This window comes from Curtobacterium sp. MCPF17_021, from assembly GCF_003234605.2.
Classification (GTDB): Bacteria; Actinomycetota; Actinomycetes; order Actinomycetales; family Microbacteriaceae; genus Curtobacterium; species Curtobacterium flaccumfaciens.
In genome coordinates, this window is record NZ_CP126252.1 from 2,013,786 (window position 1) to 2,038,519 (window position 24,734).

Annotated in this window: 22 protein-coding genes; 9 read left to right on the top strand and 13 right to left on the bottom strand. The window is 72.3% G+C overall.

Annotated elements, in window-relative coordinates; all coding sequences use genetic code 11:
- Positions 1-4: 4 nt before the first annotated feature.
- The 3 genes from DEJ29_RS09560 to DEJ29_RS09570 form a co-directional block, all read right to left on the bottom strand.
- Positions 5-1,795, bottom strand: a complete 1,791-nt coding sequence (locus DEJ29_RS09560; protein ID WP_111089390.1) for a DEAD/DEAH box helicase — start codon at positions 1,793-1,795, stop codon at positions 5-7.
- A gap of 191 nt (positions 1,796-1,986) precedes the next feature.
- Complete coding sequence (gene dinB / locus DEJ29_RS09565) at positions 1,987-3,231, bottom strand: DNA polymerase IV (RefSeq protein WP_111096011.1); 1,245 nt, start codon at positions 3,229-3,231, stop codon at positions 1,987-1,989.
- 393 nt (positions 3,232-3,624) lie between these two features.
- The gene (locus DEJ29_RS09570; protein WP_111096012.1) at positions 3,625-4,788 is read right to left on the bottom strand and encodes an acyl-CoA dehydrogenase family protein; all 1,164 of its coding nucleotides are present in this window, start codon (positions 4,786-4,788) and stop codon (positions 3,625-3,627) included.
- Between the two features lie 23 nt (positions 4,789-4,811).
- Between DEJ29_RS09570 and DEJ29_RS09575 the strand changes: the two genes are divergently transcribed.
- Complete coding sequence (locus tag DEJ29_RS09575) at positions 4,812-5,606, top strand: SGNH/GDSL hydrolase family protein (RefSeq protein ID WP_111096013.1); 795 nt, start codon at positions 4,812-4,814, stop codon at positions 5,604-5,606.
- Positions 5,607-5,758: 152 nt separating this feature from the next.
- On the opposite strand, the gene DEJ29_RS09580 is transcribed toward DEJ29_RS09575, so the two are convergent.
- The 4 genes from DEJ29_RS09580 to DEJ29_RS09595 are packed head-to-tail and all read right to left on the bottom strand — an operon-like array spanning position 5,759 to position 10,386.
- A complete protein-coding gene (locus DEJ29_RS09580; RefSeq protein WP_181438287.1) occupies positions 5,759-7,132 on the bottom strand; it encodes a serine hydrolase domain-containing protein in 1,374 nt (457 codons plus the stop codon).
- A 42-nt stretch (positions 7,133-7,174) separates the two neighbouring features.
- On the bottom strand, positions 7,175-8,407 hold the full coding sequence (locus DEJ29_RS09585; protein WP_146248405.1) for a D-alanyl-D-alanine carboxypeptidase family protein: 1,233 nt from the start codon (positions 8,405-8,407) through the stop codon (positions 7,175-7,177).
- Positions 8,408-8,432: 25 nt separating this feature from the next.
- On the bottom strand, positions 8,433-9,077 hold the full coding sequence (locus DEJ29_RS09590) for a DUF1097 domain-containing protein (protein WP_111096016.1): 645 nt from the start codon (positions 9,075-9,077) through the stop codon (positions 8,433-8,435).
- Complete coding sequence (locus tag DEJ29_RS09595) at positions 9,070-10,386, bottom strand: amidohydrolase family protein (protein ID WP_111096017.1); 1,317 nt, start codon at positions 10,384-10,386, stop codon at positions 9,070-9,072. The genes DEJ29_RS09590 and DEJ29_RS09595 overlap by 8 nt, the downstream gene beginning before the upstream one ends.
- Positions 10,387-10,533: 147 nt before the next feature.
- Here DEJ29_RS09595 and DEJ29_RS09600 point away from each other — a divergent pair, with 147 nt between their 5' ends.
- Genes DEJ29_RS09600 through DEJ29_RS09610 form a run of 3 tightly spaced genes read left to right on the top strand, consistent with a single transcriptional unit; the run spans position 10,534 to position 13,927 of the window.
- Positions 10,534-11,211 (top strand): FadR/GntR family transcriptional regulator, encoded by a 678-nt coding sequence (locus tag DEJ29_RS09600; protein WP_071403772.1) that lies wholly within the window; start codon positions 10,534-10,536, stop codon positions 11,209-11,211.
- The gene (locus tag DEJ29_RS09605) at positions 11,208-12,320 is read left to right on the top strand and encodes an acetamidase/formamidase family protein (RefSeq protein ID WP_111096018.1); all 1,113 of its coding nucleotides are present in this window, start codon (positions 11,208-11,210) and stop codon (positions 12,318-12,320) included. Before DEJ29_RS09600 ends, DEJ29_RS09605 begins: the two co-directional genes overlap by 4 nt.
- A complete protein-coding gene (locus DEJ29_RS09610) occupies positions 12,317-13,927 on the top strand; it encodes an AtzH-like domain-containing protein (protein ID WP_111096019.1) in 1,611 nt (536 codons plus the stop codon). Before DEJ29_RS09605 ends, DEJ29_RS09610 begins: the two co-directional genes overlap by 4 nt.
- On the opposite strand, the gene DEJ29_RS09615 is transcribed toward DEJ29_RS09610, so the two are convergent.
- The gene (locus DEJ29_RS09615) at positions 13,924-14,742 is read right to left on the bottom strand and encodes a TrmH family RNA methyltransferase (protein ID WP_110864530.1); all 819 of its coding nucleotides are present in this window, start codon (positions 14,740-14,742) and stop codon (positions 13,924-13,926) included. The genes DEJ29_RS09610 and DEJ29_RS09615 overlap by 4 nt on opposite strands.
- Positions 14,743-14,996: 254 nt before the next feature.
- Here DEJ29_RS09615 and DEJ29_RS09620 point away from each other — a divergent pair, with 254 nt between their 5' ends.
- From DEJ29_RS09620 to DEJ29_RS09630, 3 genes are all read left to right on the top strand, one after another.
- A complete protein-coding gene (locus DEJ29_RS09620) occupies positions 14,997-15,830 on the top strand; it encodes a Sir2 family NAD-dependent protein deacetylase (RefSeq protein ID WP_111094298.1) in 834 nt (277 codons plus the stop codon).
- A 107-nt stretch (positions 15,831-15,937) separates the two neighbouring features.
- Positions 15,938-16,576 (top strand): histidine phosphatase family protein, encoded by a 639-nt coding sequence (locus DEJ29_RS09625; RefSeq protein ID WP_111094284.1) that lies wholly within the window; start codon positions 15,938-15,940, stop codon positions 16,574-16,576.
- Positions 16,577-16,625: 49 nt separating this feature from the next.
- Positions 16,626-17,357: a hypothetical protein gene (locus DEJ29_RS09630; protein WP_111094283.1), complete on the top strand. Its 732-nt coding sequence runs from the start codon at positions 16,626-16,628 to the stop codon at positions 17,355-17,357.
- Between the two features lie 141 nt (positions 17,358-17,498).
- On the opposite strand, the gene DEJ29_RS09635 is transcribed toward DEJ29_RS09630, so the two are convergent.
- Positions 17,499-18,569 carry a glycosyltransferase family 4 protein gene (locus DEJ29_RS09635; protein ID WP_111094297.1) on the bottom strand — a complete coding sequence of 357 codons (1,071 nt, stop codon included), beginning with the start codon at positions 18,567-18,569 and terminating at the stop codon, positions 17,499-17,501.
- Between the two features lie 5 nt (positions 18,570-18,574).
- On the bottom strand, positions 18,575-19,567 hold the full coding sequence (locus tag DEJ29_RS09640; protein ID WP_258375888.1) for an alpha/beta fold hydrolase: 993 nt from the start codon (positions 19,565-19,567) through the stop codon (positions 18,575-18,577).
- 113 nt (positions 19,568-19,680) lie between these two features.
- On the opposite strand from DEJ29_RS09640, the gene treS reads away from it, so the two are divergent.
- Positions 19,681-21,390, top strand: coding sequence for a maltose alpha-D-glucosyltransferase (gene treS / locus DEJ29_RS09645; RefSeq protein ID WP_071403984.1), 1,710 nt, complete (start codon positions 19,681-19,683; stop codon positions 21,388-21,390).
- A 35-nt stretch (positions 21,391-21,425) separates the two neighbouring features.
- Complete coding sequence (locus DEJ29_RS09650; RefSeq protein ID WP_111223637.1) at positions 21,426-22,172, top strand: 3'-5' exonuclease; 747 nt, start codon at positions 21,426-21,428, stop codon at positions 22,170-22,172.
- A gap of 178 nt (positions 22,173-22,350) precedes the next feature.
- On the opposite strand, the gene DEJ29_RS09655 is transcribed toward DEJ29_RS09650, so the two are convergent.
- The 3 genes from DEJ29_RS09655 to glgA form a co-directional block, all read right to left on the bottom strand.
- Positions 22,351-22,599, bottom strand: a complete 249-nt coding sequence (locus DEJ29_RS09655) for a type B 50S ribosomal protein L31 (protein WP_017887280.1) — start codon at positions 22,597-22,599, stop codon at positions 22,351-22,353.
- Positions 22,600-22,701: 102 nt separating this feature from the next.
- Positions 22,702-23,484 carry an ABC transporter ATP-binding protein gene (locus DEJ29_RS09660; RefSeq protein ID WP_017887279.1) on the bottom strand — a complete coding sequence of 261 codons (783 nt, stop codon included), beginning with the start codon at positions 23,482-23,484 and terminating at the stop codon, positions 22,702-22,704.
- Positions 23,485-23,493: 9 nt separating this feature from the next.
- Positions 23,494-24,693: a glycogen synthase gene (glgA, locus tag DEJ29_RS09665; protein WP_071403766.1), complete on the bottom strand. Its 1,200-nt coding sequence runs from the start codon at positions 24,691-24,693 to the stop codon at positions 23,494-23,496.
- Positions 24,694-24,734 lie beyond the last annotated feature (41 nt).

The following is a 24,734-nucleotide window of genomic DNA, read 5'->3' on the forward strand; positions in this document are numbered from 1 at the left end:
GCGGTCACCGTCGTCCGCCGATGCGGGAGCGCAGGATGTCGATGCGCTTCTGGATCTGCTCGATGCTCGCCTGCGCCACGGCCGGGCCACCGCTGATCCGTCGGAGTTCGGCGTGGATCGATCCGTGCGGTTCGTTCGAGTGGCGGGACCAGATCGACACGAGCCGGGCGAGCTCGGTGCGCTGCTCCTTGATCGTCATGTACATCGGTCGGTCGGGCTCGGGCGGCTTCGGCATGCCGTCCTTGGCCGTGCGGCCCTTGGAACGCTTCGCCTGCGTCGCCTGTCGCGCGCGCAGGAGGTCGCGCACCTGATCGGGTTCGAGGAGCCCGGGGATGCCGATGAAGTCGAGCTCTTCGAGGGAACCGACCTCGCCGCCGGTGCCGAACTCACCGCCGTCGTAGAGGACGCGGTCGAACGACGCCTGCGAGTCGAGCGCCTCGAACGGCTGGACCTCGAGCAGGCTCTCGGACGCGCGGTCTTCCTTGTTGGCCTCGGCGACCATCGCGTCTTCGGGGTTGTACATGCCGTCGTCGGCGTCCTTCGGGCGGTCGAGGGCGTGGTCGCGCTCGAGCTCGAGGGTGGCGGCGAGGGCCATCAGGCCGGGGACGCTCGGCAGGAAGACGCTCGCGGTCTCCCCGCGGCGACGGGCACGCACGAAGCGGCCGATCACCTGGGCGAAGAACAGCGGCGTGCTCGCGCTCGTGGCGTACACGCCGACGCAGAGCCGTGGGACGTCGACGCCCTCGGAGACCATGCGGACGGCCACCATCCAGCGCGAGGTGTCCTCGGCGAACGCGCTGATGCGGCTCGACCCGGCGGCCTCGTCGGAGAGCACCACGGTGGGACGCTCCCCCGTGATCTGCTGCAGGATCCGGGCGTAGGCGCGCGCCGTGGTGGTGTCGGTGGCGATGACCAGACCGCCGGCGTCGGGCACACCGCGACGGACCTCGGTCAGGCGCTTGTCGGCGGCGGAGAGCACGGCCGGCATCCACTCGCCCTCGGGCGACAGCGCGGTGCGCCAGGCCTGGGCCGTGATGTCCTTCGTGACCTGCTCACCCAGGGAGGCCGACATCTCGTCGCCCATCCGGGTCTTCCAGCGCATCTGTCCGGCGTAGGCCATGAACAGCACCGGGCGGACGACGCCGTCCTTCAGCGCGCGGCCGTAGCCGTAGTTGTAGTCGGAGATCGAGGTGCGGATGCCCTGCTCGTCGGGGGCGTACTGCACGAACGGGATCGGTGCGGTGTCGGACCGGAACGGGGTCCCCGACAGCGAGAGTCGGCGGGTCGCGCCGGAGAACGCCTCCCTGATGCCGTCGCCCCACGTCAGGGCGTCGCCACCGTGGTGGACCTCGTCGAGGACGACCAGGGTGCGGCCGCCCTCGGTGATGCGCTTGTGCACCTCGGGGTTCATGCCGACCTGGGCGTAGGTGATCGCGACGCCCTGGTAGTGCCGGCCGAACATGCCGTCGCCGTTCTTGAACATCGGGTCGATCCGGATGCCCACACGGTCGGCGGAGTCGGCCCACTGGCGCTTCAGGTGCTCGGTCGGGGCCACGACGACGATGCGGTCGACGGTGCCGCGGGCGAGGAGCTCGGTCGCCAGCCGCAGCGCGAAGGTGGTCTTGCCGGCGCCGGGGGTCGCGGCCGTGAGGAAGTCGCGGGGTTCCTTCTCGAAGTACTTCGTGAGCGCTTCGATCTGCCAGGCGCGGAGCTTCGAGGCCGTGCCCCAGGCGGCCCGATCCGGGAACGCCGGCGACAGGTGCTGGACGGCGGAGTTGCCGGCCGCTTCGGCCAGGGCCGCGGCATCGGCTTCGGCACGGGCTGCGTCACCGTGCGCCTGGGTGCGGTCGTGCGCTTGGGTGCCGTCTTGCGTCGGCGACGATCCGCCTGCGCCGGACTGGTCGTCACCCGACTCCGCCCACAGCGTGGCGGGCTGCTGGTCTTCGTACTCCGCTGCGCTCACTGAACCCGATTCTACCGCCACCGTCAGTCCTGCCGAGCGTGCGGGACGCCGCCGTCAGGGGTCCGGCGGACCAGGGATGCCGGTCGCAGCACGCCGGCACCGAAGCGTGCGGCGACCGCGTCGACCGTGGTCTCGGTCTCGCGCCACGGCGCGTCGTCGTCCCACAGGGCGTTGCTCGCGGCCGCAGGCACGAGGTTCTCGCCGCGCACCCCGATCAGCCGGATCTGGTTGCCCGGTCGGTGCAGCACGTCGTACAGCTCGACGGCTTCGCGGTGCAGGCGCTTCGCGACGTCGGTGGGCTCCGCCAGGGTGCGCGACCGGGTCAGGGTGGTGAAGTCGGTGTACCGGACCTTGAGCGCCACGGTCCGGGCCTGCACGTCGGCCTGGCGCAGGCGGACGGCGACCTTGTCGGCCAGGCGCAGGAGTTCACGGGCGACGTCGTCGCGCTCGGTCAGGTCGCGGCCGAACGTGACCTCGTGCCCGATCGACTTCTCGCCGACGCCGGTGTCGACCACGCGTGGATCGCGACCCCACGACAGGTCGTGCAGCCGCTGCCCGCCGGCCGGGCCGAGTGCCGACACCAGTGACCCGAGCGGGGTGTTCGCCAGGTCGCCGACCGTGCGGATGCCCCGGCGTTCGAGCGTCTCCTGCGTCTTGCCGCCGACGCCCCAGAGCGCGGACACGGGCTGCGGGTGCAGGAACGCCACGGTGTCCGCGGCGGGAACCACGAGCAGACCGTCCGGCTTCGACCGGCTGGACGCGAGCTTCGCGACGAACTTCGTCGATGCCGCACCGACGGAGCAGTGCAGACCGGTCTCGGCGAGGACCGTGCGGCGGATCGCCTGGCCGATCTGCCACGGGGTGCCGTACAGGCGGAGGGCGCCGGCGACGTCGAGGAACGCCTCGTCGATGCCGAGGCGTTCGACCCGTGGGGTGAACCGGTCGAAGATCGCCATCACCGCGGCGGACTGCGCCCGGTACTTCTCGAAGTGCGGTTCGACGATGACGGCGTTCGGGCAGCGGCGCTTGGCGACGGCCATCGGCATCGCGGAGTTGACCCCGTAGCGACGGGCTTCGTAGGTGGCGGCGGTGACGACGGAGCGGTCGGAGTCGTGCCCGACGATGACCGGCAGCCCCACCAGGTCGGGGCGGTCGAGCAGTTCGACGGAAGCGAAGAAGGCGTCCATGTCGACGTGCAGCACGGTCGCCGAGACGTCGTCCACCGGTGCGTCGGAGACGAGGCGGTTCCGTCCGTCCTGCTTGCTCACACCGAGATGATGCCAGGCACCGCCGACATCGCCGTGCCCGGGCGTGCTCACGGCCGCTCGGTGCGAGGTTCGTCCCGTCGTGCGGGGTTGCTCGCCCGCCGTCGCACGGTGCGCCCTTCGCGACTCGGTGCCGGGTTGGTTGCACGGTGCGGCGCCACAGGGCAGCACCGAGCGACCAAGCTCGCACCGGCCGACGGACTCCGCACCGTGCGCCGCCCCGCCACGCCGCCGTCGCGCCCATCGCACCGTGCGCCCTTCGCGACTCGGTGCCGAGATGGTTGCACGGTGCGGCGCCAAATGGCAGCACCGAGCGACCAAGCTCGCACCGGCCGACGGACCCGGCACCGTGCGCCGCCACGCCAACCTCGCACCAGGCATCCCCGCGCGCAGCGCTCAGCCGAGCGGGCCGAGCACCGACGCCGCGATCGTCCGCGCCGCGGAGTCCCGCGACGACGGGTGGTACTGCCCCGCCCGGACGTCCCGCGCCAGCCGCGCCAGCTCGTTCGACGACCGGAACGCCGAGCCACCGACGACGCGCATGGCCTCGTCCACGACGTGCTGCGCCGTGTCCACCGCGCGCGCTTTGGTGCCGACGAGCAGCGGGAACCAGCGGGCTCCGAGGTCGTCGAGCTCGTCGACCGACCGCGCCAGCGAGTCGACCTGCAGCGTGATCGCGTCGACCGAACCGCGCAGGTCGGCGATCGCCCGGCGCACGTCGGGGTCCTGCGACCGCGGGGTGCCGTCGGCCGCGGTGCGACCGGCCACGGCGGCCGCCGCGAGCGTGATCGCCCGCTCCGCGATCCCGGCGTACACCGAGGCGATGAGGAGCTCGAACGACGCGAAGATCCCGAACACGAGCGGGTCCTGGTTCGGTCCGACCGGCAGCGACCGGACGATGCGGTCGTCGGGGACGTGCACGCCGTGCAGCTTCGTCGTGCGGCTCTGCGTCGCGCGCATCCCGAGCGTGTCCCAGTCGTCCAGGTGCTCGACGTCGCCGTCCGACCGCAGGACGAACCCGTGCACGAGCCGTGGCTCCGGCCCCGAGGTGTCCTTGCCGAAGACGCTCATGACGTCCCACGCCGGTGCAAGGGACGTGAAGACCTTCGTCCCGGTGAACCGGTAGCCGCCGTCGCCGTCCGGCTCCGCCGTCGTCGAAGAGTCGAACAGCACGGCGTCGTTGCCGGGTTCGCTCACCCCGAATGCGAGCAGGTGGTCGTCCGCAGCGTGGTCGGTGACGGCCTGGAGGAACGACTCGCCTCGCGCACGCACGGCGCGGGCCGCCTGCACCCACACCTGGTGCATGCCGAGGCCGAGTGCCGTCGCCGGCGCGGCCTGGGCGAGGGCGCGCTGCACCCGCGCGGTGCCACGGAGGCCGAGGCCCGCCCCGCCCTGCTCGACGGGGACACCGATCCGCAGGTAGCCGGCGGCGCGGAGCTCGTCGAGGTCCTCGGTGCAGAACGCGTTCGCGGCGTCGTAGCCGGGGGCGCGCTCGCCGATGCGGTCGAGCAGCTCGTCCGGCACCGACCAGCCGACGGCGTCCGTGTTGGCCTTCGTCATGCCACGAGACTAGGGTCCGGAACGTGTCAGATCGCCATCCTTGGACCAGGTACGTCGCGATCGGTGACTCGTTCACCGAGGGGATCGGGGATCCCGACCCCACCGTCCCGGGCGGCAACCGCGGCTGGGCGGACCGCGTCGCCGAGGTGCTCGCACACCAGACCGACGACTTCGCCTACGCGAACCTCGCGATCCGGGGGCGGCTGCTGCAGCAGATCATCGACGAGCAGGCCGAGGCCGCCGTCGCCCTGCACCCGGACCTCATCACGGTGTCCGCCGGCGGCAACGACATCATCCGCCCCGGCTCGGACCCGGACGAGCTCGCCGAGCGCGTGGACCGGCTCGTCGCCGACCTGCGACGCGACGGAGCCACCGTCGTGCTGTTCACCGGCCCGGACGTCGGGATGACCCCGGTGCTCGGCATGGTCCGCGGCAAGACGGCGATCTACAACGAGAACCTGCACGCCATCGCCCTGAAGCACGGCGCCCTGGTGGCGAACATGTGGGCACTCCGGGTGCTCCGGGACCCGCGGATGTGGGCTCCGGACCGCCTGCACCACTCCCCGATGGGCCACTCGACGATCGCCGCGGCGGTGCTCGACACCCTCGGCGTGCCGCACCGGCTCGAACCGTTCAACCCGGACCCGCTCGAGGCGCGGCCGTGGCGCGAGGCCCGCGCCGAGGACCTCGGCTGGGCCCGGGAGTACCTGGTGCCGTGGGTGGTCCGGCGCATCAAGCACACCTCGTCCGGCGACGGGGTGTCGGCGAAGCGACCCGAGCTGCAGATCGTCACCGAGCACCCCTCCGACACCCCGTAGCCAGACGCCCGTCCGAGTCCGCACGCCTCCCCGACCGCGCCCCGCCACGGTCATCGCGCCCCGACTCCCCAGGGCGCGATGACGACACGGGGGCGCGAACGGGGTCGTGCGCGCCGCGAACGGGGTCGTGCGCGCGGTGTGGTCGGCGCAGGTCAGTCCGCCGGGCGACGGAGCGTCATCGGACCGTCGTGCAGCGGCTCGGTCTTCCACTTCGCACCGAGCGTGCCCTCGTCGAGGTCGACGCGCAGGTGCAGCAGGTGCGGGGTCTCCAGGAAGCGGACCGCGACGAGCACGCTGCCCTCCGGCTCGGTGGCCGCGCTCGCCGCGAGGGCGCCCTCGACGGCCCATCGTCCTTCGCCGAGCAGCACGGACTCCGACCGGCCGTCGTCGGTGATCGTCAGGCGGATCCCGTCCGCACTTCGGGCGAACGTGACGGCATCGAGGATCCCGCGGGGACGCAACCGGAGCTCGACGTCGGCGAGGTGCTCCGGAAGGCGACCACCCTGGACCGGAGGCAGTCCCAGGGAGGTGAGCCGGGCCTCCAGGGCGGATGCCGACGCCGCGTCGGACGCGCGGTCGACGGCGGGCAGCAGGTGTTCCCAGACCGCGTCGAGGACGGCCTGCATGTCGAGGCTCTGACCGGTCATCGCGAGGACGACGTCGTGCTCCGGCAGGACGATGCAGAACTGGCCGTATGCGCCGTCGCCGCGGAAGCCGTGGCGGGCCATCCAGAACTGGAAGCCGTAACCCTGGGACCAGTCGGGGTTGGCCTCGTCCGGGTTGGCGACCTGCGTGCTGGTCGCCTGCTCGACCCAGTCGGCGTCGAGGATCCGCACGCCGTCCCAGACGCCGCCCTGCAGGTACAGCTGGCCGAGCTTGGCGACCGCGTCGGTCGGGGCGTAGCACCCGCTGTAGCCGAGCTCCGCGCCGGTGTCGTCGCGGCGCCAGGCGAGGTCGTCGATGCCGAGCGGGTCGAGCAGGTGCGGGCGGAGCCACGCGACGAGGGACCCGCCGGTCACCCGCCGGACGATCTCGGCGAGGGTGTACGTGCACGGCTGGTTGTAGGCGAAGACCGTGCCGGGCTCCGCGTCCGGCGGGAGCAGCAGGAACCCGCGCACCGTGTTCGTCGGATCGAGGGCCTGGGCGCGGTCGATCGTCTCCTCGCGGTGGCCGCTCGCCATCGCGAGCAGGTGCCGGACGCGGATGCGGCGGCTGCGTTCGTCGGTGACGTCGGCGTCGAGCTCCGGGAAGTACGACAGCACGGTCGCGTCGAGGTCGATCAGGCCCGCCCGGACGGCGATGCCGACCCCGGCGGCGGTGAAGCTCTTGCTCAGCGAGTAGAGCAGGTGCACGCGGTCCGCGGCGTAGGGCTGCCACCAGCCCTCGGCTGCGACCTGGCCGTGCCGCAGCAGCATGATGCTGTGCGGCTCCACGCCGGGCGTGGACTCGAGGGCGTCGAGCAGGGCGGTCACACCACCGGGATCGATGCCGAGGGCGGCGGGGGTGGTCCGGGGGAACGTCGTCATCGTCGTCACCCGACCGACTCTACGGTCGGCGGCCGACGGGCGTCACGCCCCCTGGAACGGGTTCGTCCAGCGCCACCAGACGCCGGGGTCGTCGATCGTGCGTTCGAGCACGAGCGGCACCGTGACCGGGTCGTGGTCGGAGATGCGGAACCGCACCTGCCCGACCCGCTCACCCTTCGTGCCGAAGGTCACCTGCTCGAGCTTCGCCTTCGCGGTGACGGTGGTCTTGCCCCACACGAGCACCTCGGCAGCCTTCGTCGTGACCGCGTCAGCCTCGTCCTGCCACGGGGTCGAGAAGGTGCCGAAGGTCTGCCCCTGGTGCGTGAGCGTCACCACCTGGAAGTTGTCCGCCACGGACCGCAGCAACCGCTGCACGTCGACGTCGAGGGAGTCGTGGTCGACACCGCCGAGCATCACGCCGACGACGGTGACGTCCTTGCCACCGCGCTCGTACGTCGCCGCGAACAGCAGACAGGCGCCGGCTTCGTCGAGGGTGCCGGTCTTGATACCCTCGATGCCGTCGAGCCCCAGGAGCTTGTTCGAGTTCTCGATCTCGCCGACCGTCGGGATCGTGACGTCCTTGGTGCCGACGATGTCCTTCACCACCGGGTTCGCCAGCGCGAGCTGCCCGAGCTCGACCAGGTCCGTGGCGGTCGAGGTGTTGTCCGGGTCGAGGCCGGTCGGCTCGTGGATCGTGGTGTCGTCCAGGCCGTGTTCGTCGAGCCAGTCGTTCGCCGCGTGCTCGTAGGCGGCGATCGACCCGAACGCCCAGATGGCGAGTGCGCCGGCGTAGTTGTTCGCCGACTTCATGAGCATCACCTGGAACGTCTGGTGCTCGGTGAGCTTCAGGCCGGCGGGCATCGGGGCGACCTCGCCGTTCTGCGCCGCGTACTTGGCGTACAGGCCCTCCATCTGCTTCGTGAAGCGGATGGACGGGCCGGACTCCCCCGCGGCCATCGGCTTCTCGTCGAGCACCACGAGCGCCGTGACGACCTTCGTGATGCTCGCGATCGACCGGGGCTTCGTGTTGCCGCTGGTGCGCAGGCTCTCCGGGAAGTCCGTGGCTTCGACCGCCGTCGCGCCGTACCCGGGGAAGCTCAGCGCCGGGACGGTCGTCTTCGGTGCCGAGTACGTGGTGGTGCTGGCGCTCGCCGGGCCGAACGGTACGACGGCCGCGGCCACGAGGTACCCGGCCACCAGGAGCAGGACGGCGACCACCGAGATCGTGACCGGCCTCCGGACGGCGGAGCGGGGGCGGCGGACGACTCGTGACACGGGACCCGAGCGTACCGGTCCGCTCCTAGGCCGAGGCTGCGACGGGCTGGTCGGGCTGGCGTTCCGGAGCGGGCGCCGCTGCGCCGCCGGCGTCGGTCGCGACGACCGGGTCGGCCGAGCCGGCCGAGCCGGCCGAACCGGCCGAACCGGCCGAGCCCGTCGTCTCGGCCCGGGCGAAGGTCAGGCGGCGGGACAGGTAGGCGAACACCGGCCCGAGCGCGTTCATCAGCACGACCGACACCCAGGCGGCCCAGGCGTTCCCCGGGTCGAACCCGAAGCCGCCGAAGCAGGTCGCGAAGAACGAGGCGAACCCGAGGAACATGCCGGGGACGAGCCCGAACAGCTTCGTGCGACCGGTGTACATCAGGGCGCAGTTCACGACGAGGATGAGCAGCGCCAGGACGGTGTTCTGCGCAGCCTGCCCCTCGCCGAACAGCGTGCCGAACCGCTGGTCGAGCAGGACGATGACCAGGCCGAACGCCGAGCCGATCGGCATCGCGGCCCACAGGCGCGTGGCGTTCCGCAGCGTCGGCTTGCTGCCGAGCAGGAACATCCCCGCCCAGCTGATGAAGATCGCCCAGGTCGGCAGGTGCAGGGCGTTGCCCCCGATGAACGCCGTGGCACCGGCCAGGACGGAGGCGACGATCTCGTGCGGGATCCGTTCACGCATGGCTGAGTTCCTTCGATCGGTTCGTGGTGCGGCTGGTGGTGAGGCGGGTGGTCCGGGTGGTCTCGGCGACGACCCGGCCGCGCTTGACGACGAGGGCGCGGTCCGGCCGGTCGAGCAGGACGCCGTCCGGGTCGGTGGTGGAGAGCACCACGAGGTCGGCGGCGGCACCGGGCCGGATGCCGTGGGTGTCGACGCCGACGACCTCGGCCGCCCCGGTCGTCGCCATGGCGAGCACCCGTCGCAGGTCGTCCGGGCCGGACAGGTGCCCGGTCTGCGCCAGGAGCAGCCCGACGTCGAGCAGGTCGGCGTTCCCGAACGGGGTGAAGGCGTTCCGGACGTTGTTCGACGCGTACGCGCTCGTGACCCCGGCGTCCCAGAGTTCGCGGACCGGCACGACCCCGCGCCGCACGTCGTGGTCGTCGGACCGTCCCCCGAGGTGCAGGTCGGTCGCGGGCAGCGGCACGACGGCGACCCCGGCGGCCGCCAGGCGATCGAACAGCACCCGGCGCTCGCCGCGGGGCAGGCTCGCGACCGAGGTCACGTGCCCGAGCGCCACCCGCCCCTGCAGCCCGCGGGCGGTCACGCGGTCGGCGATGTGCCCGGCGAGGGCGTACCGCGGGTCGGAGGTGTCGTCGGCGAAGTCGGCGTGCAGGTCGGCCGGCACCCCGAACTCCTCGGCGAGGTCGAGGACGGTCTCGACGTGCTCGTGGCACGCGGCCAGGGTGTGCTCGTTGTACGTGCAGCCACCGATGACGTCCGCCCCCGCGGCGAGCGCCTGACGGAGCAGCGCGAGGGTGCCCGGTGCCTTGGCGATGCCCTCCTGGGGGAACGCGACGATCTGCAGGTCGAGGGCGTCCCGGTACTCGTCGCGCAGGTCGAGCAGCACCTCGACGCCGGTGAGCCCGACGATCGGGTCGACGTCGGGGTGTGCGCGGACGAGCGTCGTGCCGTTCGTGATGGCCTGGTCGAGCAGGGTGCGGGCGCGGTCGCGGACGGTGGCGTGGGTGAAGCCGCGCTTGAGCTCCCCCGTGACGGCGATGGCGCCGGCGAGGGTGCCGTCGGGGTTCGGACGTTCCCGGTCGAGCAGGGCCTTGTCGACGTGCAGGTGCGCCTCGATGAGCCCGGGGATGAGCACACGCCCGGCGCAGTCGACCACGCTGGTGGGAGCAGCAACGGTGCCGGTGCCGATGCCCTGCGCCGAGCCGGGACCGGGCAGCGCGTCGGCCACGCTGACGATCACGCCGTCGGCGATGGTGACGTCGACGGATCGGCCGTCGGTCAGCCGTGCGTTGGTGAGGACCAGGTCCACGTCGAACCCCTCTTCCGGTCGGTGCGGGTGGGACGTGCTCCACCATTCGCCCGCCGTGTTTCGGGTTCCGACGCCGCGTGTGACGGCCGTGTAAAAGATGGTCGTACCAATGAACCAAGCAGACCAACCGGCCCTACGGTCGAGGGCATGCACCGTGGACGGACCCTGAGCGCGGCGACCGCCGCCCACCTCGGCACGCTCGTGCTCGACGACCTGCAGCCCGGCGACAAGCTGCCGCCGGAACGCACCCTCGCCGAGGACCTCGCCGTGTCCCGCACGACCATCCGCGAGGCGCTGCAGGAACTCGAGCGCCGTCGCCTGGTCTCCCGGACCCCTGGTCGTGGCACCGTCGTGCTGCCGCGACCGGAGGAAGCGTCGGCCCTGCTCGACCACCACCGCGACGACCTGGACCACCGGGCCGAGCACGTCGCCGAGTTCCGGACCGTCGTGGAGCCGCAGGTCGCCGGACTCGCGGCGGCGCGGGCGGGCGAGGCCGACCTGCTCACCCTGGAACGCATCCTCGCCGCCACCCACGCGGGGCTCAGCCCGGAGGAGTCGCTCGCCCAGGACGTCGCCTTCCACGTGCAGGTCGCCCGGACCTCGGGGAACCCCCTGCTCGTGTCCCTGTGCGAGCTCAGCAGCGGCTGGGTGCAGGACGTCCGTGCCCGCTCGCACAGCACCAGCGAGGGGCGCCGGTCGTCGTTCGAGTGGCACGAGCGGATCCTCGAGCGGATCCGGGAGCACGACGTCGCGGGCGCGACGCGGGCGATGGCCGACCACCTGGCCGACGTGGCCCACCTGGTCGAACGGAGGACGGACCGATGACCACCGCACACGAGACCACCGCCCCGGCGGTCCCGACCCTGCAGCCCGGCACCGGACCCGCCCGCGGTGACCACGCCCTGCCCGTCGACCCGGAGACCGTCCTCTGGGGCCGGCTGCCGAGCGACGGTGACACCCCGGCCCTGACGATCGGCCCCGGGGAGTCGGTCACGATCGACACCGTGAGCCACGAGGGGATCCTCCCCGACCAGGGCAGCGACCCCGTGGCGTGGTTCGGCGACCACGGCGTCGCTCCGGAGCACGTCCTCGCCGACGCCGTCGCGATCGCCCGCTCCGGTCACCGCGACCCCGCGTCGGACGGACCGCACGTGGTGTCCGGGCCGATCGCGGTGCGCGGTGCCCGTCCCGGTGACGTGCTGACGATGACGGTCCTCGAGACCCTGCCCCGCGTGCACTACGGCGTCGTGTCGAACCGGCACGGCCGCGGTGCCCTGCACGGTGAGCTCCCGGTCGACGGCACGACGGTGAGCGTCTTCGCCGACGTCGTCGACACCGACCAGGGCCGGCGGGGCCGTATCCCGCTCACCGCCGCCGGCGACCGCTTCGCGCACTTCCCCCTCGCCCCGTTCCTCGGGATCATGGGCGTCGCCACCTCCGGGGAGCGGCTGCACTCCGTCCCGCCCGGTCGCCACGGCGGCAACATCGACGTCAACCTGCTGCAGGCCGGGTCGCAGCTGCACCTGCCGGTGCTCGTCCCCGGCGCGCTCGCCCACGTCGGTGACCCGCACTTCGCCCAGGGCGACGGCGAGGTCGCACTCACCGCGATGGAGGCCTCGCTCCGCGCGACGATCCGCTTCGACCTGACCCCGGCCGCCGAGGCCGCCGCGCGCTTCGGGGACCTGGTCTGGCCCGTCGCCGAGACGCAGGAGTTCCTCGTGCCCACCGGCATGGACCCCGACCTCGACGAGGCCGTCCGGCAGTGCGTCCGGCACGCCGTCGCGATCCTCGGCGCGCGCTGGGGCATGGAACGCCACCTGGCGTACGCGTACCTGTCGGCCGCGACCGACTTCAACATCTCGCAGGTGGTGGACCTGGTCACCGGGGTCCACGCCCGCATCCGCAAGGCCGACTTCGAGGAGCCCGCCCGATGACCACGTCCCCGGCGTCGCCCGCGCCCGACGCCGCGCCCGAAGGCCTGCTCGAGGCCCTCGGCGACTACGAGACCGCCCTGCTGGCGAACGACCTCGACGCCCTCGACGCCGCCTTCGTCGACTCCCCCGGCACGATGCGCGGCGACGACCGTGGCCTGCTCGTCGGGCACGACGCGATCAGCGCGTTCCGCGGGGCACGGGGTGGGGTCGCGACCCGGTCGCTGACGCACGTCGAGGTCCGCCCCCTGACCGAGGACCGCGCCCTCGTCGTGTCGGTGTCCCGGTTCGCCGCGGGCGGGCAGGGCCTCCAGACCCAGCTCTGGCGCCGCGACGGCGACACCGGCGCCGGCCCCCGCTGGCGCATCGAGGCAGCCCACATCACCGCCCGCCCCAAGGCCGTCGACACCACCGTCTGGCGGGCCGTCGGCGACCCGCTCGTCGCCCCCACCGCCGCCGGACCGCTCGACGGCCTGAGCGTCGCCGTCAAGGACCTCTACGCCGTCCCCGGCCAGCCGGTCGGCGCGGGCAACCCGACGTACCTGCGCGAGGCCCCCGTCGAGACCGCGCCCGCCGCAGCGGTCGCCGCGCTCCTCGCCGCCGGCGCCTCGATCCGCGGGATCGCACGCACCGACGAGTTCGCCTACAACCTGACGGGCCGGAACACACACCACGGCACGCCGCCGAACAGCACGGCTCCCACCCGACTGCCTGGAGGCTCGTCCAGCGGATCCGCATCGGCCGTCGGCCTCGGGACGGCCGGGATCGGGATCGGCACGGACACCGCGGGATCGGTGCGGGTCCCCGCCTCGTACCAGGGACTCTGGGGCCTCCGGACGACCCACGGCACGGTGTCCCGCGACGGGCTGCTCCCGCTCGCGCCGTCGTTCGACACCGTCGGGTGGCTCACGCGGAGCCCCGGCGTGCTGCTCGCCGCCCTCGACGCCACCGTGCCGCCGCCCGCGCCGGCCGGGGCGCCCGATGCAACCGTGCTCGTCGTCCCCGAGGAACTCGTCGCACTCGTCGAACCGGCCGTCGCCCGGTCCTTCACCGCCTTCGTCGAGACACTCGACGAACCCGTCGCGACCGTCCGGCTGCGCGACCTCGGCATCCCGGACCCCGCAGCACTGCAGGAGCAGATGCGGCTCGTCCAGGCCGCCGAGGCACTCGCCGCCCACGGCCCCTGGATCGACGCGCACCCCGGCGCACTGAGCGCCGTCGTCGGTGACCGGTTCCGGGCGGCACGCGCGAACGACCCCGACGCGACCGCCGACGCCGTCGCACACCTCGACGAGGTCCGTACGACGATCCGCCGTGCCCTCGCCGGTCGGACCCTGCTGTTCCCGACCGTGCCCGGACCCGCTCCGCTGCTCGACGCGGACACCGCTGCGCTCGAGCGCACCCGGACCGCCACGACGGCGATGACCGCGCTCGCGAGCGTCGGCGGCCTGCCCGCGGTGAGCGCACCGGCGCTGACCGTGGACGGCGCGCCCGTCGGCGTCTGCCTGGTCGGTGAGCCGGCCACCGACCGTGCCCTGGTGATCCGTGCCGGGCGCATGCTGCCGGACCAGGCCGCCCCGGGCCTCCCGACGGTCTCGGTGGTGCGCTAGGAGGCGAGCCGCCGGGCGTGGGTGACCGCCCACAGACCGACGGCGCTCGCCGCGGCCACGTTGAGCGAGTCGACGCCGTGCGCCATCGGGATCCGGACGGTCGTGTCGGCCGACGCGATCGCGGCCGGCGTCAGTCCCTGCCCCTCGGTGCCCATCACGAGCGCGACCTTCTCGGGCAGGTCCGCCACGAAGGCGTCGAGGTCGATCGACTCGTCGGTCAGCGCCATCGCGGCCAGGTGGAAGCCCTGCGCGCGGAGTTCCTCGCCCGCCGCGGGCCAGTCGCCGATGCGGGTCCACGGCACCTGCAGGACCGTGCCCATGCTCACCCGGACGCTCCGGCGGTACAGCGGGTCGGCACACCGCGGGCTGACGAGCACCGCGTCGGCGCCGAGGCCGGCGACGCTGCGGAACACCGCGCCGACGTTCGTGTGGTCGACGATGTCCTCGAGCACGACGACGACCTTCGCGTCCCGCACCACGTCGGCGACACTCGGCAGCTCGGGACGCTGCATCGCGGCGATCGCACCGCGGTGCATCCGGAAGCCGGTGAGCTCCTCGAGCAGGGCGTCGGCGCCGACGAAGACCGGCCCGTCGTGCTCCGCGACCAGGGGCAGGACGCTGTCGAGCCACTTCTCCTGCACCAGGATGCTCCGCGGCACGTGCCCGGCGCGGACCGCGCGCTCGATGACCGTGTTCGACTCGGCGATGTACAGGCCGCCCTCGGGCTCCGAGACCCGGCGGAGTGCCACGTCGGTCAGACGGGCGAAGTCGTCGAGGCGGGGATCGTCGAGGGAGTCGATGCGGACGGGGTGCACGGGGCTCGTTTCGGTGTGGTGCGGAGGCGGCGCGGGGGTTCGGCGGGCCGGGGCCGGTGCGGGTCCGGCGGGCCGGGCCGGCGCGGGTCCGGGCTGCCGACGGGCTGCTCCGGGCTGCCGCCGGACGGGTCCGCCGAGGATGCGCTCCGCCTGGGAAGCGACCGGGACGGTCGGGTGTTGAGGGTACCGTGAACAGGGTGCTGGATGATGCTGCGTCGACGACCGGACCGACCACCGGGGCGGCCGCCGGGTCGGTGACCGCGGACGACCTGGACCGCGTCGTCGAGGTGCTCGGCGGCAAGCGGATCGCCGTGCTCTCCGGTGCCGGCCTGAGCACCGACTCCGGCATCCCCGACTACCGCGGTGCCGGGCGGGTGGTGCGCAAGCCGATGACGTTCCAGGAGTTCCTGGCCGACCCCGCGAAGCGCCAGCGCTACTGGGCCGGATCGCACCTGGGCTGGCGGAGCTTCGCGGCCGCCATGCCGAACGACGGACACCGGGCGCTCGCCGCACTCGAGGACGCCGGGATCGTCGCCGGGGTCATCACGCAGAACGTCGACGGCCTGCACCTGCGCGCCGGCTCCCGCCGCGTCGTCGAGATCCACGGCTCGATGGACCGCGCCGTGTGCCTGCGCTGCGGGCAGGTGTTCTCCCGCTCCGACCTCGCCGCCACCATCGACCGCGAGAACCCCTGGATCGACGAGCCCGGGTCCGTGCAGCTGCAGCCGGACGGCGACGTCGAGATCACCGACGTCGAACGGTTCGTCGTGCCCGCGTGCACCGTGTGCGGCGGCGACCTGAAGCCCGACGTCGTCTTCTTCGGCGAGTTCGTGCCGGCCGAGAAGTTCCGCGAGGCCGTGTCGATCGTCGCCGATGCCGACGCGCTGCTCGTCGTCGGTTCGTCCCTCACCGTGAACTCGGGCGTGCGGCTGGTCGACCACGCTGCGCGCCGCAAGAACCCGGTGGTCATCGTGAACCGCGGCGAGACCCGCAGCGACCGTCGTGCGGCCGTGAAGCTCGACGCCGGCACCACCGAGACGCTCGTGCACCTGGCGGAGCGGCTCAGCGCGGCGGCGTCGACCGACTAGCGCGGTCGCGGTCGCCGGACGAGCCTGCGCGGTCGCGGTCCTCGGACGGGGCCGCGCGAGCGCTGCCGCCGGACGGGCTTGCCGGGCGCGTCTGCGAAGATCGACGGGTGACGACCCTCCTGTACCTCGTCCGGCACGGCGAGACCGACTGGAACGCGCAACGCCGCATCCAGGGCTCGACCGACATCCCGCTCAACGACACCGGACGACGGCAGGCCGCCGAGGCCGCCGAGCTCCTGAACCGCCGACCGTTCGACGCGGTCGTCGCCTCCCCACTGTCCCGTGCGGCCGAGACGGGCGCGATCATCGCCGACCGCCTGGGCCTCGACGCACCGACGACGTACCCGGGCCTGGCCGAGCGCTCCTACGGCGAAGCCGAGGGGCTGACCGACGACGAGGTGTCGGCACGGTACCCGCACGATGACATCCCCGGTCGGGAGTCCCGCTCCGCGCTGCTCGCCCGCGTCACCGAGACCCTCGGTGAGATCGCGGTCCGGTTCGATGCCGGCGTCGTCGTGGTCGCGACCCACGGCGCGGTGATCCGCAGTGTCGTGAACGCCGCAGCCCCCGGCACGGCCGACCGCCGCAACACCCCGATCCGCAACGGGTCCATCCACTCGTTCCGGTGGGACCCCGAGCGCTTCCACGCCGAACTCGTCCGGTTCGACGACCCGATCGACGACGTGTCCGACACCACCGGAGGGTCCGCGTTCGAGTACCAGAACCCCTTGGAGCGCCGGGGCTGACCGGGGACTAGGCTCCGACGCACCCGCACACCGGGGTGAGGGGAGCCACATGTCCGACGACGGAACCAGCCGACACGGCCAGCATGCCCTCGACCAGCAGGCCGACGACCTCGACCGGGTGTTCGGTCCCGAGACGGCGAGCGTCCCCACCCGCACCCGGGCCCGCACGTGGTTCATCATCGGCGGCAGCACCCTCGCGGTGGTCGCGGTCATCGCCGTGGTGCTCGGGTCGATCATCGGGAGCGTCCAGAACGGCATCGGCGGGGTCTTCCCACGGCCGGACGTGGCGCTCGACCGGTTCGACACGCGAGTGCGTGCCCTGCCCGGCGTCACCGACGTGCGGCACCACGCCCCGTCGAAGACCGCGTTCGCGAGCTACGACGCCATCGCCTCCGTCCGGGCGGACCCGTCGCTCGACCCCGCTGCCCGGCGCGACCTGGTCGCTGCCATCAGCCGCGCAGCCGACGAGTCCGGCGGCAACGGTGTCCGCGTCGTCGTGGTCGCCGACCTCGGCACCCTGCAGATCGGCGTCACCGGTGCCGGTGAGGTCGCGGCGAAGCGCCTGGCACTGGCGGACACGCTCGACCACATCGGCGGTGTGACGGAGGTCCGTTGCTCGTGGGAGCGCGGCGGGGATCCGTCCGACGCCGCACGCGACCAGTCGATCGTCGTGCGGACACCGGGTCGGGGCGCCGCTGTGCCACCGATCGTGTCGCGGGTGACCGAGGAGACGCAGGAGGTGTTCCCCGGGGCGGACGTGCAGGTCATCGCGCCGGAGTGACGTGCGGTGGTCGCGCGGTGTGGCGTGGTGGTGGCGCGTCCGACGTGGAACGACACGGTCGACGTCGTACGACATCGACATCGTCGTTCCGCATCGTCACGAAGGCGGGCCCGAGCCCGCGCCCCGCGCCTGCACCCGCCCTCAGCCCCGCCGGTCCCCCACGGCCCGCTCGACGGCCCGGACGACCTGCTCCGCCGAGTCCTGCCACCGGAACCGACCGGCACGCTCGATCGACTGCCGCGAGGCCTCGTCCCACCGTTCCTCGACCCGCCGGACGGCCGCGGCGACGGCGGACGGCGACGCCGGGTCGAAGTACTCCGCAGCCGAGCCGCCGATCTCCCGGAAGATCGGGATGTCGCTGACGACGACCGGGGTCCCGACGCCCATCGCCTCGACGAGCGGGATGCCGAACCCCTCGTCGTACGACGCGGTCGCCAGCGCGGTGGCCGAACGGAGCACGGACAGGTACTCCTCGTCCGTGGCGCCGTCGTGGAACACGATCGTCCCCGTGGGAGCCAGCGCCTCGAGCCGTGCACGGTCGGCGTCGGACACCCGCGACATGCAGTGCAGCGTCCAGTCCGCCCCCAGGAGCGGCAGCGCCGCCGCCAGGGTCTCGACGTTCTTGTACGGCATGAACGAGCCCATGTAGACGAGCGAGCGTCCACGTGGCGCTCCGGCCACCCGCGGTGTCGCCGGGTCGGCCGCGTTGTAGGCGACCGTCACGGGTCGCTTCGTCAGCCGGTGCTCGGCGATCAGCCCGGCGGTCGTCTCGGACACCGTCACCACCCCGTCGGCGCCGTTCAGCAGGAACCGCTGCGGCGCCCAGGACAGGTGGAACGCCCGCCAGCCGAGCCGCAGCGGCCACGAGAACTCCCGCGGGGGCGTTCGGTTGCGGTAGTAGATCAGGTCGTGCAGCGTCAGGACGAGCGCGTACCGGCGCCCCCGTGACCCCATCGTCTGCATGGGCGAGAACACCGCGTCGAGCCCGAGCCGGTTGACGCGCCGGGCGACGAGCGGCTCCCCCGCGTCCGTCGGCGCGGGCAGCAGCTCCCACGGCAGGTCCCTCGGCAGCGACTCGAGCTGGCGCTCGTCGCTGACGAGCAGCACGTAGTCGTGCCGGTCCGGCAGGTGCGCGACGACCCCGGCGGTGAACCGGCTGATGCCGTCGTGCCGACCGATCCGCACGTACCGGCAGTCGATGCCGATGCGCAGGCGCGTCACGACGCGTCCGCCGTCCGGGAGGCCCGCCCCGCCCCCGACGGTCGGCTGTCCGTCGCGGCCGCGCCGCGTCCAGTGCGTCCATGGCGTCCCGCACGCCCGGTCGTGTCCGCCATCCGGCGGAGCACGGCCGCCGCGGCCGGAGCCGGCGTCTCGTAGTGCACCAGGTGGCCGACCCCCGGGATCACGACGAGCTCGGCGTCACGCAGCCGCTCGGCGAGTGCGCGCTGTTCGGGGACGGCGGTGATGTCGTCGTGCTCGGCCGCGACGAGCAGCACGGGCACGTGGATGCGGTTGGCGTACTCGGAGACGTCGTGGGTGACCGAGGTGCGGAACGCCTCGAGCACGCTCGTGCGGTTCGCGAAGGCCGAGAAGTACCGGTCGTGCTGGTCGTGCACCCATCGGCGGACGGCGGGGTCGTGCGACTTCAGCATCGCGATGCTCATCGCCCGGACGATCGCGCCGTTCCGCAGGATCCCGAGCCCGATCGGCTTCGGCAGGACCGCGCCGGCGCGGTAGTACCCGATCGCGATCGCGGTCCCGACGGCACGCGGTCCCTGCAGTGCCGGGGCCGCGATGGGGTTGACGAGGACGAGCAGCCGGGTGTCGAGCCCGGCGGCGACGGTGGCCGACACCACGATCGACCCGAACGAGTGCCCGAGCACGACCGTGTCGCGGCCGAGCCCGAGCGCGGCGTGGAACCCCGTCAGCCAGGCCACGTAGGCGTCGATGTCCGACACCGGCAGCGGGTCGGACACGCCGAAGCCGGGCAGGTCCGGCACGATCACACGGACACCTTCGAGGTGCGCGGCGATGGTCTCGAGCCCGTGGTGGTCCCCGCGGAACCCGTGCACGGCGAGCACGGTGCGATCCGAGTCCTCGGGCCCGTAGACCCAGTAGTGCGTGGTCCGGCCGTCGACCTGGACGGCCCGGTGCACGACCGGGGTGGCGGCCATCAACGACTGGTACGGGGAGAGCACGGGCGGTTGCATCCGCGCCAGTCTAGGGAGCGAACCGCACGAAACCCCGGACACCCGCAGCATCTCGCGCCTATCGTGTCCGGGGCGGGCCGTCGACCGGTCCGTCGATGACGACGAGGAGCACGGTGACCTTCACAGCCCCGATCCAGCTGCCCGGCCTGACGCTCGACCCGCAGTGGTACAAGCGCTCGGTCTTCTACGAGTGCATGATCCGGTCGTTCGTCGACTCCAACGGAGACGGCATCGGCGACATCCAGGGCGTGATCGGCAAGCTCGACTACCTGCAGTGGCTCGGCGTGGACGCCCTGTGGCTGCCGCCGTTCTTCCAGTCGCCGATGCGCGACGGCGGGTACGACATCGCCGACTACCGGGCGATCCTGCCGGAGTTCGGCACGCTCGACGACTTCCGCGAGCTCGTGACGAAGTCGCACGAGCGGAACATGCGCATCGTGATCGACATGGTGATCAACCACACCAGCGACCAGCACGAGTGGTTCCAGCAGTCCCGCGAGGACCCGGACGGCCCCTACGGCGACTTCTACGTCTGGCGGGACACGGACGAGGACTACTCCAACATCCGCATCATCTTCGTCGACACCGAGGAGTCCAACTGGACCTTCGACCCGGTCCGACGCCAGTTCTTCTTCCACCGCTTCTTCTCGCACCAGCCGGACCTGAACTTCGAGAACCCCGCGGTCATCGAGGCGATCTACGACGTCGTCCGGCACTGGCTCGACATGGGCGTCGACGGGCTCCGGCTCGACGCGATCCCGTACCTGTTCGAGTCGGAGGAGGGCAACGGCGAGGGCGAGCCGGAGACCCACGAGTTCATCAAGAAGCTCCGCGCGATGGTCGACGACGAGTACCCCGGCCGTGTGCTCCTGGCCGAGGCCAACCAGTGGCCGCGCGAGACGGCGGCGTTCTTCGGCACCGACGAGGAGCCCGAGTGCCACATGGCGTTCGACTTCCCGGTGATGCCGCGCATCTTCTACTCGCTCCGGGCACAGCACGCCGCCGAGCTCAAGGCGATCCTGTCCGAGACGCTCGACGTGCCGGCCAGCGCGGCGTGGGGCGTCTTCCTCCGCAACCACGACGAGCTCACGCTCGAGATGGTGAGCGAGGAGTACCGGCAGGCGATGTACGGCTGGTACGGCTACGACCCGCGGATGCGCTCGAACATCGGTATCCGCCGACGCCTCGCTCCCCTGCTCGACAACTCCCGCGCCGAGCTCGAGCTCATCCACGCGCTGCTGTTCTCGCTGCCCGGTTCGCCGTTCCTGTACTACGGCGACGAGATCGGGATGGGCGACAACATCTGGCTGCCGGACCGCGACTCGTCGCGCACGCCGATGCAGTGGACGCCGGACCGCAACGCCGGCTTCTCCACCGCCGACCCGGGCAAGCTCTACCTGCCCGTCGTGCAGTCGCTCGTGTACAACTACGCGCAGGTGAACGTCGAGGCGCAGCTCGCCCAGTCGCGCTCGCTGCTGCACTGGGTCCGGAACGTCATCCACACGCGCAAGGCCCACCCGGTGTTCGGCCTCGGGTCCCTGCACGTGCAGGAGACCTCGAACGACTCGGTGCTCGCGTTCGTCCGCTCGTGGGAGGGCTCCGGCCAGCAGTTCGGCCCGTCCGCCGAGGACGTCCTGTGCGTGTTCTCGTTCGCGACGAACCCGACCTCGGTCACGATCTCCGCTCCGGAGTTCGCGGGGCGCCCGCTCTACGACCTGTTCGGCGGCAGCTCGTTCCCGTCGTTCGACGAGGACGGCACCGTCACGCTCACCATGGGCACGCAGTCGTTCTACTGGCTGCACGTCGGCGCGCCGACCCGGTAGTCGGGGGTGTCGGTGCGTCCCGTTAGCCTGACCGCGTGACGTTCCCCACAGCACAGCTCGACGCGCCCGCTCCGTCCCAGGACCTCACGGGTCGGCCCTGGTGGCATGCGCTGGGCGTCTTCGACCTCGAGACCACCGGGGTCGACGTCGAGACGGCCCGCATCGTCACCGCCCACGTCGGGCTCATCGACATGACCGGGGCCTCCATTGTCGAGGGTGCCTGGATCGCGGACCCCGGCGTCCCGATCCCGGAGGGCGCCGCCGCCGTGCACGGCTACACCACCGAGCGTGCCCAGGCCGAGGGACGCCCTGCGGCCGAGGTCGTCGCCGAGATCATCGCCGCGATCGAGGCCGTGTTCGCCCGGGGCATCCCCCTGGTGATCTACAACGCCCCGTACGACCTCACCGTCCTCGACCGCGAAGCGAAGCGGCACGGGTTCGCCTCCCCCGTCATCGGCAACGTCGTCGACCCGCTGGTGATCGACAAGGCGCTCGACACCTTCCGCAAGGGCAAGCGCACGCTCGAGGCCGCGTCCGAGCTCTACGGCGTCACGCTCGACGACGCCCACGACGCCGGAGCCGACGCGATCGCTGCCGGGCGTGTCGCCCAGGCCATCGCGGGCAAGTACCCGGACGAGCTCGGCATCTCCGCCGAGGAACTCCACCGCAAGCAGGTCGGCTGGTGCGCCGAGCAGGCCACCTCGTTCCAGGACTACATGCGCAAGAAGCGCGACCCGACGTTCACCGCCGACGGCCGCTGGCCCCACCGCAACGGCGCTTGACCTCGCCCTGCCCCTCGCACAGCACCGGTGTCCGCGCGCCGAACACCCGCAGACCGCGGTGTGACGCGTGAACACCGGTGTCTTGTGTCCGAGTACAGCGCCGGCCGGAAACGCCGCACAACGCGAACGGGCGGCCCTCCCGGAGGAGGACCGCCCGTGGGCGTTGCGTGGGGGCTGCTTACTTGCTGAAGCCCTTGAAGCGCTGGTTGAACTTCTCGACGCGACCGGCCGAGTCGAGGATGCGCTGCTTGCCCGTGTAGAACGGGTGCGAAGCGGACGAGATCTCGACGTCAATGACCGGGTAGGTCGCACCGTCGAGCTCGATGGTCTTGTCGCTGTTCGCGGTCGAACGCGTCAGGAACGTCTCACCGGAGGCCAGGTCGCGGAAGACGATGGCGCGGTACTCGGGGTGGGTGTCGGTCTTCATGGAGATTCCTCGATAGCGGTGATGGGATTGCGCGAACTGCGCGGGAAGTCGTCGGCTTGCGCCAGCCGTCCACGATACCAGAGAGACGGCGGGATCGCAGCGCTACGCGGCGCGTGCCGTGTAGCGACCGGCGTCCTTGGTGACCGAGAGGTCGATGCCGAACGCCTCGGTCAGGGTCTGGTCCGTCAGGACCTCGTCGATGGGGCCTGCGGCCTGCACGTGGCCGTCGGCGAGGACGAGCGCGTGGGTGAACCCGGCCGGGATCTCCTCGACGTGGTGGGTCACGATGACGATGGCCGGCGAGTCCGCGCTCTGGGCGTAGCCGCCGAGAGTGCGGACGAGGCTCTCACGGGCACCGAGGTCGAGCGACGCGGCCGGTTCGTCGAGGAACAGGATCTCCGGGTCGGTCATCACGGCACGGGCGATCTGCACGCGCTTCTGCTCGCCGTCGCTCAGGTCGCCGAACGTGCGGTCGGTGAAGGACCCCAGGCCCCACTCCTCGAGCACGCGCTGCGCACGGCGGACGTCGAGCTCCTCGTACTCCTCGTTCCAGCGGCCCGTGACCGAGTACGCCGCGGTGAGCACGACGTCGATGACCTTCTCGGTCACCGGGATGCGACGGGCCAGCGCGGTCGACGCGAAGCCGATGCGCGGGCGGAGCTCGAACAGGTCGGCACCGCCGAGTTCGGTCCCGAGCACCTCGACGTCACCCGAGGTCGGGAACGTCTGGGCGCCGGCGACCTGCAGCAGCGTGGTCTTGCCGGCGCCGTTCGCGCCGAGCACGACCCAGCGTTCGTCGTCCTGCACCTCCCACGAGATCGCGTCGAGGATGGTGGCCCCGTTGCGGACCACGGAGACGTCTGACAAGCGCACGACCGAGGGCATGCGACCAGCCTACGGGTTCTGGCCGAGCACCCGGTCGTAGACCTGCCGTGTCCTGGTGGCGATCGCGTCCCAGGTGAACTCGGTCTCGACACGGAGCCGTCCGGCGCGTCCCATGAGCTTCGCCAGCCCCTCGTCGGCGAGCACCTCGGTGAGGGTCGCGGCGAGGTCGGCCACGAAGCGGTCGGGGTCGGTCGGGGTGCCGGTGCCGTCCTGCACCTGGTCGATCGGGACGATGCGACCGGTGAGCCCGTCGGCGACGACCTCGGGGATGCCCCCGGTGCCGGTGCCGACGACCGGGATGCCGCACGCCATGGCCTCGAGGTTCACGATGCCGAGCGGCTCGTAGACCGACGGGCACACGAACACGGTGCCCGAGGACAGCACGTTCACGATCTCCTCGTGCGCGAGCATCCGGTCGATCCAGACGACGCCTTCACGTTCCGCGCGGAGGCCCTCGACGAGCTCGGTGACCTCGGCCAGGATCTCGGGGGTGTCCGGCGCGCCGGCGCACAGCACGATCTGCACGTCCGACGGCAGCGACGCCACGGCACGGAGCAGGTACGGCAGGCCCTTCTGGCGGGTGATGCGTCCGACGAACACGACGCTCGGGCGCGTCGGGTCGATGCCGAGGGCGCGCACGGCGTCCTCGTCGACGGTCGGCTTCCACGCGTCGATGTCGATGCCGTTGTAGACGACGTGGACCTTCGCGGGGTCGATCGACGGGTACGAGCGCAGGATGTCCGCACGCATGGCCTTCGAGACCGCGATGACGCCGTCGGCGTGTTCGAACGCCTCGCGCTCCATCCAGCTGGACAGGCGGTAGCCGCCGCCGAGCTGCTCGGCCTTCCACGGGCGGAGCGGCTCCAGGCTGTGGGCGGTCACGATGTGGGGGATGCCGTAGGTCAGCTGCGCGATCCGGCCCGCGGAGTTCGCGTACCAGGTGTGCGAGTGCACGAGGTCGGCACCCTCGACGTCGGCCGCGATGGCCACGTCGGTGCCGAGGGCCTGCAGCGCGCCGTTCGCCTGGCCGAGGCCGTCCGGGGTCCGGTAGCCCCACACGTCGGGTTCGTCACGGAAGGCCCCGAAGGCCCGGACACGGACTTCCGTGTCCGTCCCCGACCGCAACGCGGCGGTGAGTTCGGACACGTGGACACCCGCTCCGCCGTAGACCTCCGGCGGATACTCCCTGGTCAGCAGATCGACTCGCACTGGTTCAACGTAACCGGTTCCCAGTGCTGACGCCTACTGTG

Excerpts from the sequence above, each read along its gene's own strand:
- DEJ29_RS09640 (WP_258375888.1), bottom strand. The coding sequence starts at position 19,567 with ATGCAACCGCCCGTGCTCTCCCCGTACCAGTCGTTGATGGCCGCCACC.
- DEJ29_RS09605 (WP_111096018.1), top strand. The coding sequence starts at position 11,208 with ATGACCACCGCACACGAGACCACCGCCCCGGCGGTCCCGACCCTGCAG.
- DEJ29_RS09600 (WP_071403772.1), top strand. The coding sequence starts at position 10,534 with ATGCACCGTGGACGGACCCTGAGCGCGGCGACCGCCGCCCACCTCGGC.
- DEJ29_RS09570 (WP_111096012.1), bottom strand. The coding sequence starts at position 4,788 with ATGACGAAGGCCAACACGGACGCCGTCGGCTGGTCGGTGCCGGACGAG.
- DEJ29_RS09610 (WP_111096019.1), top strand. The coding sequence starts at position 12,317 with ATGACCACGTCCCCGGCGTCGCCCGCGCCCGACGCCGCGCCCGAAGGC.
- DEJ29_RS09630 (WP_111094283.1), top strand. The coding sequence starts at position 16,626 with ATGTCCGACGACGGAACCAGCCGACACGGCCAGCATGCCCTCGACCAG.
- DEJ29_RS09655 (WP_017887280.1), bottom strand. The coding sequence starts at position 22,599 with ATGAAGACCGACACCCACCCCGAGTACCGCGCCATCGTCTTCCGCGAC.
- DEJ29_RS09580 (WP_181438287.1), bottom strand. The coding sequence starts at position 7,132 with ATGACGACGTTCCCCCGGACCACCCCCGCCGCCCTCGGCATCGATCCC.
- DEJ29_RS09660 (WP_017887279.1), bottom strand. The coding sequence starts at position 23,484 with ATGCCCTCGGTCGTGCGCTTGTCAGACGTCTCCGTGGTCCGCAACGGG.
- DEJ29_RS09590 (WP_111096016.1), bottom strand. The coding sequence starts at position 9,077 with ATGCGTGAACGGATCCCGCACGAGATCGTCGCCTCCGTCCTGGCCGGT.